Annotated in this window: 11 protein-coding genes; 8 read left to right on the top strand and 3 right to left on the bottom strand. The window is 64.8% G+C overall.

The features are described from left to right. Position 1 precedes the first annotated feature (1 nt). Positions 2–1,195 carry an SIS domain-containing protein gene (locus BMY90_RS15810; RefSeq protein WP_245735066.1) on the bottom strand — a complete coding sequence of 398 codons (1,194 nt, stop codon included), beginning with the start codon at positions 1,193–1,195 and terminating at the stop codon, positions 2–4. Positions 1,196–1,275: 80 nt separating this feature from the next. On the opposite strand from BMY90_RS15810, the gene BMY90_RS15805 reads away from it, so the two are divergent. From BMY90_RS15805 to BMY90_RS15790, 4 genes are all read left to right on the top strand, one after another. Then, positions 1,276–2,169, top strand: coding sequence for a class I fructose-bisphosphate aldolase (locus BMY90_RS15805; RefSeq protein WP_245735065.1), 894 nt, complete (start codon positions 1,276–1,278; stop codon positions 2,167–2,169). Between the two features lie 216 nt (positions 2,170–2,385). Beyond that, on the top strand, positions 2,386–3,600 hold the full coding sequence (locus BMY90_RS15800; RefSeq protein ID WP_092705148.1) for an amidohydrolase family protein: 1,215 nt from the start codon (positions 2,386–2,388) through the stop codon (positions 3,598–3,600). Beyond that, positions 3,597–4,403 carry a transcriptional repressor AgaR gene (agaR, locus tag BMY90_RS15795; RefSeq protein ID WP_092705147.1) on the top strand — a complete coding sequence of 269 codons (807 nt, stop codon included), beginning with the start codon at positions 3,597–3,599 and terminating at the stop codon, positions 4,401–4,403. The genes BMY90_RS15800 and agaR overlap by 4 nt, the downstream gene beginning before the upstream one ends. A gap of 439 nt (positions 4,404–4,842) precedes the next feature. Beyond that, positions 4,843–6,135 carry a DUF3472 domain-containing protein gene (locus BMY90_RS15790; RefSeq protein WP_092705146.1) on the top strand — a complete coding sequence of 431 codons (1,293 nt, stop codon included), beginning with the start codon at positions 4,843–4,845 and terminating at the stop codon, positions 6,133–6,135. Between the two features lie 145 nt (positions 6,136–6,280). On the opposite strand, the gene BMY90_RS15785 is transcribed toward BMY90_RS15790, so the two are convergent. Beyond that, on the bottom strand, positions 6,281–6,889 hold the full coding sequence (locus BMY90_RS15785; protein WP_092705145.1) for a class I SAM-dependent DNA methyltransferase: 609 nt from the start codon (positions 6,887–6,889) through the stop codon (positions 6,281–6,283). A 160-nt stretch (positions 6,890–7,049) separates the two neighbouring features. Between BMY90_RS15785 and BMY90_RS15780 the strand changes: the two genes are divergently transcribed. The 3 genes from BMY90_RS15780 (at position 7,050) to BMY90_RS15770 (ending at position 10,761) form a co-directional block, all read left to right on the top strand. Beyond that, a complete protein-coding gene (locus tag BMY90_RS15780) occupies positions 7,050–8,630 on the top strand; it encodes a DUF1800 domain-containing protein (protein ID WP_092705144.1) in 1,581 nt (526 codons plus the stop codon). 281 nt (positions 8,631–8,911) lie between these two features. Then, positions 8,912–10,102 (top strand): DUF1501 domain-containing protein, encoded by a 1,191-nt coding sequence (locus BMY90_RS15775; protein WP_092705143.1) that lies wholly within the window; start codon positions 8,912–8,914, stop codon positions 10,100–10,102. 110 nt (positions 10,103–10,212) lie between these two features. After that, the gene (locus tag BMY90_RS15770; RefSeq protein WP_092705142.1) at positions 10,213–10,761 is read left to right on the top strand and encodes a cytochrome b; all 549 of its coding nucleotides are present in this window, start codon (positions 10,213–10,215) and stop codon (positions 10,759–10,761) included. A 32-nt stretch (positions 10,762–10,793) separates the two neighbouring features. On the opposite strand, the gene BMY90_RS15765 is transcribed toward BMY90_RS15770, so the two are convergent. Then, positions 10,794–11,735, bottom strand: coding sequence for a LysR family transcriptional regulator (locus tag BMY90_RS15765; protein WP_092705141.1), 942 nt, complete (start codon positions 11,733–11,735; stop codon positions 10,794–10,796). A 189-nt stretch (positions 11,736–11,924) separates the two neighbouring features. Here BMY90_RS15765 and BMY90_RS15760 point away from each other — a divergent pair, with 189 nt between their 5' ends. Then, positions 11,925–12,629 carry an SDR family NAD(P)-dependent oxidoreductase gene (locus BMY90_RS15760; RefSeq protein ID WP_092705166.1) on the top strand — a complete coding sequence of 235 codons (705 nt, stop codon included), beginning with the start codon at positions 11,925–11,927 and terminating at the stop codon, positions 12,627–12,629. Positions 12,630–12,724 lie beyond the last annotated feature (95 nt).

Here is a 12,724-nt window from a genome sequence, read left to right as displayed (position 1 = left end):
GTCATGCGTCGTCGCCGTGGATGGTGAATTCGCCCACCACGCGGGTGAGCACGCCTTGCGACGGCGCGTCCGGCGTACCGCCCAGATGCAGGCAGCGGAAGAACGCCAGCCATTGCCCGGCCACCACCTGCGCCAGCAGCGCGGGGATCTCGCCATCACCGGCCAACGGCAAATCAATGGCAATGTCGTTCGGACCGATCAGGTCGAGGGGAATGCCCTGGCCCACCAGCAACGTGGCCATGCCCAGGCGCTTGCGCGACAGCTCGCGCAACAAGTCGTGCTCATAGCCGCGCACGGCGGGATCATTCGACAACAGCGCCACTACCAGAGTGGCTTCGTGCACACTGGACATCGGCCCGTGTCGCAGACCGAGGAACGTCTCGGCCATGGTGACGACCTTGCCACCGGTCATCTCCAGCATCTTCAGCGCGCCTTCGTGGGCCGCACCGATGGCACCACCGCTACCCAGATAGACGGCCGAATCGAAATCGCGGCGGGCCAGCTCGGCCAGTCGCTCGACATGGGTATCGACCATGCCCTTGACCGCATCGGCAGCACGCGCGGCAGCAGCCCCGATACCTTCTGGTGACGGCAAGCCGCTGCCGGCCAGCACCAGATTGGTGAAGCTGCTGGTCATCACCAGGCTGCGATCATTGGTGCGCTCGTCGAGCACCAGCACGTTCACGCGCACGTCGTCGCGGTAACGCGTGGCGAGGCCACCGTCGGCATTGCAGGTGATCACCAGATGGTGCCAGTACGGCGCGTCGGCCAGCAGGCGATCCACCACCCCGCAGCTCTCCGGGCTGTTGCCCGACCGCGCCAGCGAAATCAGCAGGCCGGGTTGCGGCGGCAGTACGCTGCGCCAATGCGTGAGCAGCGTGCCGGCGGCGATGGCTCGCGCCTCGCGACCGAGCGCTGCCTGCAACGTCGGTGCAAGACATTCGCCGATGTACATCGAGCTGCCCGAACCGGTGAGCACGATCGGCCCGACGTTGGCCGCCAGCGCCTGTGTCAGCTGCTGGCGTACCGTGTCTTCCTGCTGCAGCAGGCAGGCCGTGTCGCGCCAGGTGGCCGGTTGTTGCAGGATTTCGCGCAAGGTATCGGCGTAACCAGCCGCTTGCTGCTGCGCACCGGTCCTTGCCAGCAGGCCCTCCACACTTCCGAAATATTTCGTTTTTTTATCAAGTATTGACATCTTGCTCGATTCACTCGAATGTGAAACTATTCGATCATCACATCAGAGTATTCGAAATGAAACAAAGCTTGCAAGTCCCTTTGAAAGGTTCCGAAAAGTTTTCGCGTCTGGCTCTTTCCCATGGCAAGCGCACGCGCTTGTGGCGCCTGTTGTATGGCCACGGCCCGGGCAATGGCAGCCTGCTGGTGCTGCCGTTGGATCAAGGGTTGGAACATGGTCCCACGGACTTCTTTCCCCATCCGCCGGCCGTCGACCCGAGCTATCAGTTCGAGTTGGCTGAAGCCGGCGGCTTTTCTGCCATCGCGCTGGGCATTGGCCTGGCCGAGAAATACATGACCGAGTACTGCGGTCGTGTACCGCTGATCCTCAAGCTCAACGGCAAGACCAATATCGCCAGCGACGCCGAGGCCACCTCGCCGTTGTTCGCCTCGGTGGAAGACGCCGTGCGCCTGGGTGCCGATGCCGTGGGCTACACCATGTATGTGGGCTCGCCGCGCCAGCACGACGAGATCCGCCAGTTCGAGCAGGTGCGTCGCGATTGCGAGCGTTACGGCATGCCGCTGGTGATGTGGGCGTATCCGCGCGGTAGCGCCATCAATGCCAAGGGTGGCACCAATACGTTGTACGCGCAGGATTACGCCGCCCGTGTTGCCTTGGAGATGGGCGCCGACCTCGTCAAGCTGCACGAGCCCAACGACAGCGTGGCCAACGTGCCGGCGCCGTACGACAAACTGGTCGCAGACGCCGGCGCCCGCTGCGCCCGTGTGGTGCGTTCGGCCGGACGCACGATGGTGCTGTTCTCCGGCGGCGAGAAGAACGACGACGACGCAGCCGTGCTGCGCAAGGTGGCGTTCTATATGGAGAGCGGCGCCAATGGCGTGATGTTCGGCCGCAACATGTGGCTGCGTCCGTTCGACCAGGCCGTCGCGCTGACGCGGCAGGTGCACGAGATCATGCAGAAGCATCCGCGCTGATTGACTCCCTCTCCCCTCCGGGGAGAGGGTTGGGGCGAGGGGTCAACCTCGCGGAGCACTTCCAACGAAACGGCTTGCATTGCACTAGCATCCTTTCCGCGAGCACCCGCCCCTCACCTCGCTCCTCTCCCCGGAGGGGAGAGGAAGTAAAGAGCACGCCTCCCCGGAGGGGAGAGGAAGAAAAGGCACGCCTCGGCGGAGGGACAGGAAAAAACCATGACCCATCAAAAATCCTGCCTTTGCTGCGCACCGCCCCACGGTGCCGGCACGGTGCGCATCGAGGGCAGCGGCAAGAATCCGCTGCAGACCGCCCCCGATGCCAGCAAGAGCGAGCTGCGGCTGAAAGACTTCCAGCCGCGCAGCATGTTGCGCGTGCCGCAGACACATATCGAACGGCCGCGCTTCCCAGTCATCGACATGCATGCACATCTCACCTGGACCACCGAGGTGCGCAACGGTGTGTCGGTCGGCGAAGAGATCACCGTGTTCACCACTCCGGAAGCCTTGCTGTCGGTGATGGATCGCAAGGGCGTGCGTACCCTGGTCAACCTGACCGGAGGCACCGGCAAGGGTCTGGAAGAAAGCATCCGCCTGTTCGACCAGGCCGCGCCGGGGCGCTTCCTCACCCTCACCGAGCCGTCCTTCGGCCTGTTCAACGAGCCGGACTTCGCGCAGCGCCAGGGCGATGCGATCGACCACGCCCATCGCACCGGCGCGCGCGGGCTGAAGCTGCTCAAGACGCTGGGCCTGTATCTGCGCGAACACATCGACGAAGGCCCGCTGGTGGCGGTGGACGATCCCCGCTTCGATCCGATGTGGGAAGCCTGCGCCGCGCACGACATGCCGGTGTTCCTGCACGTCTCCGATCCGGAAGCGTTCTTCCTGCCCACCGACGGCAACAACGAACGCTACGAGGAACTGGCGCAGCATCCGGACTGGTCGTTCTATGGCCCGGACTTCCCCAGCCACGCGGAACTGATCGCCGCACGCGACCGCATGATCGCGCGCCATCCGCGCACCACCTTCGTGCTGCTGCACGTGGGCAACAATGCCGAAAACCTGGCCGCGGTCTCCGCCTGCCTGGATCGTTTTCCCAACACGCTGGTGGACATCAGTGCGCGCATCGGCGAACTGGGCCGGCAGCCGCGCATCGCGCAACGCTTCTTCGAGCGTTACCAGGATCGCATCCTGTTCGGCACTGACGCGGTGCCCTCACCGTGGGGCGACGACGTGCCCCAGCAGCTGTTTGGCGACGAGCTGTATGAGATCTACTATCGCTTCCTGGAAACCGAGGACGAGTATTTCGACTATGCTCCCTCCCCGGTGCCTCCGCAGGGGCGCTGGTCGATCTACGGCCTGAAACTGCCGGACGCCATCCTGCGCAAGGTGTATCACGACAACGCCGCACGAGTCCTGCATATCCCGACATGAGCAAACCACCTGCCGCCAAACCGCCTCGCCGCCTGCTGGTCGAGGAACGTCGACGCCTCATCGTGGAGTTCGTCGACAAGCATGGTCGGGCGACGGTGGATGAGCTGGCACACGAGTTCGGCACCTCGGCCGTCACCATCCGTGCCGACCTGGAGGCACTGGACCGCAACGGTGCGATCGCCCGCTCGCATGGCGGTGCGCTGCCGAACCACACACCGGTCTCCAACGACACTCCGCTCAACATCAAGGAAACCCGGCGCCACGCGCAGAAGCTGCGCATCGGCCAGGCCGCGGCAAAGATGGTGCGCGACGGCGAAACCATCATCCTCGACTCCGGCTCCACCACAGCCGAGATCGCGCGGCAGTTGCGCCAGATGAAGCTGGAGTCGCTCACCGTCATCACCAATGCGCTGAACATCGCGCTGGAGCTGTCCGGCCTGTCGAACATCCGCGTGATGATGCTGGGTGGGATGCTGCGGCAAACCTCTTATTCGCTGGTCGGACCGGATGCCGAACAGGCCCTGTCCAAGCTGTCCGCCGACCGCCTGTTCCTTGGTGTCGATGGCCTCGACCCCACCGTCGGCGTGACCACGCCCGATCCGCTGGAAGCCTCGCTCAACGCGCTGATGATCCGCGTCTCGCGCGAAACCGTGGCGGTGCTCGACGCCAGCAAGCTGGGCCAACGCAGCCTGTCCGTCATCACTCCGCTGCAGAACCTGCATCACGTCATCACCGATACCAGCGCGTCCGCCGACATCATCGAGACCCTGCGCAACGCAGGCATCGCCGTCACCCTGGCCTGATTTCATCCCGGATTCGAACCGCCGGCGGCGCTGCCTGCCGGTTCGCGCACTGCGCGCGAAAACCCCTGTTGCTGCCTTGAGGCTTTCGGACCCGTGAACCCGGCCGATGCCCGGGACTATCTGCGCCACTCCCCTCCGATTGCCCATGACGTGACGCCGGTCACGCAAGTTTCATTCGTTATGAAATGAAACTATTTGCAAGATATGCACTTTCATTATTAATCTTTATTCATCGATTACTTTCTTACTGGCGCCGCCATCATGGCAAAGTGCGATTAAAGGAAAGCAACCTCAGCATCAAACGGTGCGATGCCCGGCCCTGTACGCGCCACACCTCCGCTTTTCCGCCCCATCGATTCCAGACCAGCCCGCTGCCTGTCATGACAGGCCCGGGCTGATTCCGTCGCCGTACCACGCTTTTCAACGAGGGAGAGGATTCATGCGATATCTCGCTGCATGCAGGCTGTTCGGGCTGCTGTTCGTGCTGTCCAGTGGCGTTGCCCTGGCCCAGGGAACAGGCACCACCAGCACGGTTCCACTGGGCGGCAACGCCTACATCACCCACGCCTCGCCGGCCAATGACGAGACCATCACCGATACCGGCCTGCACAACTGGGATTCCAGCCAGGCGGTCATCAGCGTCTATTTCGACGTGCAGCAGGCGGGCGAGCTGCAGTTGTCGCTGGTCGGCGCACTCAACGGTGCCAGCCACAGCCTGGTGAGGGTTTCGATCGACCGGCAGGTGCGTTTCGTGCACCTCGGGCTCGGCTCGCCGTCCGTCATTCCGGTAGGCAACTTCTTCATCCACAAGCCGGGCTACGTGAAGGTGGACCTGCAAGGCGTCTCCACCGACGGCGCGTATTACGGCGATATCTCGGGCCTGCAGATCGCCGGCAGCGCCACGGCGGCCGGCACGGTCTTCGCCAACGATCCGGCCAACTTCTACTGGTCGTTGCGCGGCCCGTCGGTTCACCTCGGTTACAGCGTTCCGGCCAACACGGAATACTTCTACAGCGAAGTCACCGTGCCCAAGGGGCAGGATCCGATCGGCTCCTACTACATGGCCGACGGCTTCAGCGTGGGCTACTTCGGCATGCAGGTGAACTCGGCCACCGAGCGCCGCATCCTGTTCTCAGTCTGGGATGCGCCGACCCACAAGACCACTCTGGTACGCCAGGGACCCAACGTCGTCATCAACAACTTCGGTGGCGAAGGCACCGGTGGCCAGAGCTATCTCGACTACCCGTGGGTGGCCGGCGAAACCTACCGCTTCCTGGTCAAGGCGCAGCCGGACGGCAACGGCAACACCGACTTCTCCGCCTGGTTTGGCCCGATGCCGCACGGGCACGGACGCCACTCGCACGGGAACGACAGCAGCTGGTATTTCATCGCCAGCTGGAAGTACGCCGACACCGCAACCTACCTGAAAGGCATGTACTCGTTTCTCGAGTGCTTCGATTCGAGCGACGGCTACATCGGTCGCAGTGCGCTGTACGGCAACCAGTGGGCTGTCGGCACTGACGGCACGTGGAGCGAAATCACCTCCGCGTATTTCGACGTGGACCCGACTGGCCTGAACAAGCAGCGCCTGGATTTCGCCGGCGGCAAGTTCGGCCACCAGTTCTTCCTGCGCAACGACGGTTTCTTCAGCCACTCGACCACCTCGGGCACCACCTTCACCCGCCCTGCCAGCGGCCGCAAGCCGAATGTGGATCTGAACAACCTGCCCTGATCCGGCACACGCCTCGGTGAGATCAGCGCAGAGGCTCAGCCAGCTCGAGCCCCTCTCCCAGTGGGAGAGGGGTTGGGGTGAGGGTAAGGGCGAAGTGGAACGCGAACGAACGTCGCCGCTCCACACGCCCCACAGCCGACCGCGATCACCCCGGCAACTGCGCACGCTCCAGTGCCGCGATGTGTCGTTCCAGTCGTGGCCCCAGATAGCAGTGCGAGCCGCATGAAAGCAGGCCGACCTCACGGAAGGCGCGCAAGTACCACTCCGGCGCGCGGGCATGAAAGCCTTCGCGGTCGCCATCCACGTCATCGCGCGTGGTGAACACTTCCAGGAAGGCGATGCCTTCCAGCATTTCGCTGATGCCGACCAGGCCGGCACGGATTTCCGCCGGCTTGAGGTAATGCAGCACGTCGGTGCACACGATCAGGTCGAAGCGCGTATCGAAGCGCAGCTCGGCGAGCTGGCCGAACGTCGCCAACCCGATGTTGCGGCTGCGGCCATAGCGCATTGCCACGTATTCGCTGGCATCCAGCCCGCGGTAATGAATGCCGGGCCGCAATGCACGCAGCGGCGCACGCCAGGTACCTTCGCCGCAGCCCACGTCGAGCACGTTGCGGATCGGGCGGCCCAGGTAGTACTCGGCCTGCGCCACCACCATGGCCACCTTGCGCTTCAGCGCCGCCGTCGAGCCCACCGCGTGCTCGGAGTTGCGGTACCACTTGTCGAAATAGGCGCGGTCGTAAGTCTTGGGCATGGCGGGCTCCGGGTGAACACGCATGGTAGCGGCAGCCGCGACCCGCGGCGATGCAGATGAACCGCCACCGACCTGCCCAGGCTTCCCGCGGCGCTGCTGTCATCCGAATCCTTGACCGCACGTTGATCAATGCCGAGACCTTTGCCAGGAACCGCCCTGCATGCGCTTTCCGCTTTCCTTCCGTCCATGGCGATACGTGATCGCACCCGGCATGGCGTGCCTGTTTGCAGCGACCACCGCCGTAGCGACAAGCGCCGCGCCCCTCGTCGTCACGGCAACGGGAAGCCCCGCACTGAGCCGCAGCGACATCGCCTGGCTGCGTCGCGATGGCTTCGGCCTCGACAGCGCCACCCTCGCCCGCTATCGCCAGCTCGGCCGCAAGCATTTCCTCGACGAACAACTAACGGGCAGCGACAGCTTGCCGCCGCAGGTCGCCGCGCAGATCGATGCGTTCCCGGTGGTCAGCACGCCGTTGCCGGCGCTGTTGATCGACTACCGCGATCACTTCAAGCAGTACAAGAACACGCCCGCCGGCCCGGCCAAGGACGCGGCGAAGAAAGTCATCCAGAAGTATCGTCGCGACATCTACCTGCAGGCAGCACAGGCCGAAACGCTGCACGCGATCTACGGCAGCAACCAGCTCAAGGAGCAACTGGTGTGGTTCTGGCTCAACCACTTCAGCGTCTATGCGAACAAGGGCCCGGTGCGCGTGTTCGCCGCCGACTACGAGGAACACGTGATCCGCCCGCACGCACTGGGCAAGTTCAAGGATCTGGTGATGGCCACGCTGAAGAGCCCGGCCATGCTGGTATTCCTGGACAACATGCACAACGTGAAGAGCAAGACCAACGAGAACTACGCGCGCGAGCTGATGGAACTGCACACGCTGGGCGTGGGCTCGGGCTACACCCAGCAGGACGTGCAGCAGCTGATGCGCATCCTCACCGGTGCCGGCCTGCTGCCACCGAAGTTCGCCGAACGCGCCATGCGCCAGCGCCCCGGCTTCGTGCGCGACGGCCTGTTCCTGTTCAACCCGCGCAAGCACGACGACGGCAACAAGACCTTCCTCGGCCATGCCATCGCCGGCAATGGCTACGCCGAGATCGAGCAGGCGGTGGACCTGATCGTGCGCCAGCCCGCTTGCGCGCATTTCATCGCGCAACAGCTGGCCGAGTACTTCATCGATGACCAGCCGCCGCCCGCGCTGGTCGACGCGATGGCACGCACCTTCCAGCGCAGCGACGGCGACATCGCTGCGGTGTTGCGCACGATGTTCCTGTCCAAGGCCGCCGCCGCACCGGGCGGGCACAAGTTCAAGGACCCGATGCGCTTCCTGGTCTCCGCCATGCGACTGAGCTACGACGGTCAGCCGATTCCCAATGCCGTGCCGCTGGTGAACTGGCTGCAACAGATGGGCGAGCCGCTGTACGGCCGCATCACCCCCGACGGCTGGCCGCTGGATTCGGCCAGTTGGACCGGCTCGGGCCAGATGAGCAAGCGCTTCGACTTCGCCCGCGTGATCGGCAGCGGCCGCAACCGGTTGTTCATGGACAACGACGGCCACGCCGGTGCGGCGAATGATCCACGGCCTGGCCCGCCGGATATCCAGCACTCCGCGCTGTACCGCAACGCGATCGCGCCCCGCCTGTCCGAGGCGACGCGCCACGCGCTGGCGCAGGCGAAATCACCGATGGAATGGAACACGTTTTTGTTCTCCTCACCCGACTTCAACTACCGCTGACGCTTGCCTCCCTCCCCTGCGCGCAGGGGAGGGTTGGGGTGGGGTCGGCTCTTGCAGCGGAAAGCTCACCCCCTCCCAGCCTCCCCCTGCACGCAGGTGGAGGAGCCAGAAACCAACATCGAGGTGCCCCATGAACCGATGGAACCGCTAACGCTTGTCTCCCTCCCCTGCCCGCAGGGGAGGGTTGGGGTGGGGTCGGCTCTTGCAGCGGAAAGCTCACCCCCTCCCAGCCTCCCCCTGCACGCAGGAGGAGGAGCCAGAAACCAACATCGAGGTGCCCCATGAACCGTCGTGAATTCCTGCTTGCCGCCGGCGCTGCCGCCGCCGCGCCGCTGCTGTCGTTCTCGGGCCAGTTGTTCGCCGCGCCGGCGAACGCGCCGCGCTTCCTGCTGGTGTTCCTGCGCGGCGGCTACGACTGCAACAACCTGCTGGTGCCCTGTGCCAGCGACTTCTACTACGAATCGCGCCCCACCCTCGCCATCGCCCGGCCGAATGCCGCCGATCCGAAAAGCGCCATCGCGCTGGATGCAAACTGGGGCCTCAATCCGGTCGTGCGCGATTCGCTGCTGCCGTTGTGGCAGCGCAAGCAGCTGGCCTTCATTCCGTTTGCCGGCACCACCGACCTGTCGCGCAGCCATTTCGAGACGCAGGACCACATCGAACACGGCGAAGCGGGTGGCAACTACCGCTCCGGTTTTCTCGCACGGCTTTCGCGCGTGCTCACCGACGTGCCGGCGATTGCCTTCACCAACAACCTGCCATTGAGCCTGCAGGGCGCCGGCCACGACATTCCCAACATCTCGCTGAAGGGCGACCCGAAGTCGCACTTCAACCCGCGTCAGTCGGCCATCCTCGCGCAGATGTACCACGGCACCCCGCTGGCCCAGGCCACCGCCGACGGACTCGCGCTGCCGGCCAGCGTGTCGCAGGACTTGCGCAACGAAATGGTGGCAGCCAGCCGTGGCGCGCCCAGTGCGCACAGCTTCGCTGCCGAAACGCAACGCATCGCCACGCTGATGCGCGACAAGTACCGGCTCGGTTTCGTCGACGTCGGCGGCTGGGACACCCATGTCAACCAGGGCAGCACCAGCGGCGGCCTGGCCAACAACCTGCAACACCTCGGTGAAGGCCTCGCCGCCTATGCCGAGGCGCTGGGCAACGCGTGGAACGACACCACGGTGGTGGTGCTTTCCGAATTCGGCCGCACCTTCCGCGAGAACGGCGACCACGGCACCGATCACGGCCATGGCACCGTGCATTGGGTGCTCGGCGGCAAGGTCGCGGGTGGCCGCATGGCCGGCGAACAGGTCGCCGTGACCCAGTCCAACCTGCTGCAGAATCGCGACTACCCCGTGCTCAACAACTATCGCGACGTCCTCGGCGGCTTGTTCGCGCGACTGTGGGGCCTGAACGGCCGCCAGCTGCAGCAGGTATTTCCGCAGGCACGCCCTAAGGATTTGCACATGGTGTGAGAGTACGCTGGGACCTTGGGTTGCCAATTCCAGGCGGCCACCGACGTGGCTGCAGATTCGACACAGGCCTGCGGTGTTATGGATACCCGCACCCCATTGACGAGAACCCCATGTCCGACTCTCGCTACGCCCCGTGGATTCGTCGCCTGCACTGGCTGGTGTTCATTCTGGTGGCCTGTGCGCTTGCACTGATCTACCTGCATGACTGGTCGCCACGCGGCTCGACGCTGAAGACTGACGCCAAATGGGCGCACATGCAGTTCGGCATGGCCATCTTGCTGGTGATGCTGCCGCGCCTGCTGATTCGCAGCCGGCATCTTCGTGAGCCAGCGATCGTTCCGCCCTCGCCTCGCTGGCAGATGGTGATTGCCAAAAGCGTGCACGTCGCCTTGTACCTGTTGCTGTTCGCCACGCCGCTGCTGGGTATCGCCACGATGGCCTGGTCGGGCACCCCATGGAACTTCCTGGGCTTGTCGCTACCCGGTGTCGCCGTTCCCGACCGCGCGTTTTCGCATCAGCTCCAGGGCATCCACGGCACGCTCGGCCAGATCCTGATGTACCTGGCCGCCGCCCACGCTGTCCTCGCGCTGTTCCACCATTTCGTCCAGCGCGACAACACCTTGCGGCGGATGCTGCCGGTGTTGCGCGGCAAGCGTTGAACGCCGGGCCGACCGGGCTCGCTCCCCGCCAACTACCATGCTGGCTCTCGACAAGTTGCCCGTACGAGTTCCCGCAGCCAGCGATGAGCGGGATCGGCATCAAAGCGCGGGTGCCACATCTGCGAGACCGTGATCGCTTCGGTGCGTACCGGTAGCGGGAAGCTGTCGACTGTTGCGGCGCCGGACGACGTTTGCCCTGCCCGCACCGCATGGAAGAACGAACCGGTCACCTGCGCCACCAGATCCGACGTACTCGCGACGGCCAGCGCGGCGCGGAAACCCGGCACCACGGCGACGACCGTGCGCGCGAGCCCCAGCTCGGCCAGCGCCACGTCCACGGGACCATTCGCAAGACCCCGGCGCGAAGTCACCACGTGGCCGCACGCGGCGTAACGTTCAGGGGTGATCGCGTTTTTCCCGGGCCCGCTCTGTTCAAGCAAGGCATGGCCTGCCCGCACCACGCCCACGAAGTGGTCGCGGAAAAGACCTTGCACGCGCACTTCCGGCCCCGACGCACCGAGTACGCCAATCTCCAGATCCACCATGCCCTCGCGCAAGACCTGCACGTCCTTGTCGGGTTTCGGCGCAAAGCGCAGACGCACGTTCGGGGCTGCCGCCGTCACCGCCGCCACCAGTGGTGCGGCGAAAATTTCCACGAAACCATCGTTGGCGCGGATCGTGAAACTTCGCTGCAAGGTGGCAAGGTCCAGGCCCGCTGCCGCAGGACGCAGCACGGCATGCGCACTCCGGGTCAGCTCGTGCACGCGCTCGCGCAGTTCGTCGGCACGTGGCGTCGGCACCATGCCACGGCCCGCACGAACCAGCAGCGGATCACCGGTGGCCGCCCGCAAGCGCGCCAACGTCCGGCTCATCGCCGATGCGCTCAGCCCCAGGCGCCGCGCCGCACCGGTCACGCTGCCCTCTTCCAGCAAGGCATCCAGGGCCATCAGCAAATTCAGATCGACATCGGGCATGACAGGCAGGCTTCCTCGGACATGGCGTCAGGCGCATCAGTATTGTGCAGCCCGCGCGTCTTCCGCATGGGTCTACAAACCCTATCCTGCTTGAGGGCACCTCGAACAACACGATCAAGGCGTCGTTGCCCCGTTTCGAGGTTCGAAACCACCACATCGCCCAATCCCCATCCCCAAAGGACAATGCAGATGCCCTCTCCCGCCCCGAACAAAACACTGCTGCTCATCGGCGCCTCCCGCGGCCTTGGCCTCGCCCTGGCACAGGAATACCTCAAGCGCGGATGGCAGGTGGTCGCCACCGAACGTGGCACCGGCGCCTCCGCCTTGCACCCGCTGGCGGTGGCTCACGCCGGGCGGCTCGAAATCGAGACCGTCGATATCGTCCACCCGGATCAGGTCGCCGCGTTGCACGCCCGGTTGGCATCGCGGACGTTCGGCATGCTGTTCGTCAATGCCGGCGTCACCAATGCCGACGATGAAACGATCGCGGATGTGTCGACCGACGAGTTCGTGCGCGTGATGGTCACCAACGCGCTGAGCCCGATGCGCGTCATCGAAACGCTGCAGGATCTCGTACAGGCCGATGGCACGATCGGCATCATGTCGTCCGGACAGGGCAGCATCGCCAACAATGAGCGCGGCCTTCACGAGGTCTATCGCGGCAGCAAGGCGGCGCTCAACATGTTCATGCGCAGCTTTGCCGCCCGCCATGCCGATGACACCCGAACCCTGCTGCTGATGGCACCCGGCTGGGTACGCACCGACATGGGCGGTCCCGAGGCGCGCCTGAGCATCGAGGAAAGCATCCCGAACCTGGCCAACACCATGGACGCGCAGGCGGGAAAACCGGGCCTGCAATACCTGGATTACCTGGGGCGCCGGGTGCCCTGGTGAGCAAGCCCTCTCATAACCTCGCCCAAACCGTGTAGGAGCGCACCCTGTGCGCGACGGCTTCTGGCCTGGTATCGCGAAAACCCATTCGCGCACAG

It is taken from the genome of Rhodanobacter glycinis, from assembly GCF_900114325.1.
Classification (GTDB): domain Bacteria; phylum Pseudomonadota; class Gammaproteobacteria; order Xanthomonadales; family Rhodanobacteraceae; genus Rhodanobacter_A; species Rhodanobacter_A glycinis.
The sequence above is the reverse complement of the archived record's forward strand: the minus strand, read 5'-3'. Positions and strand labels throughout refer to the sequence as shown.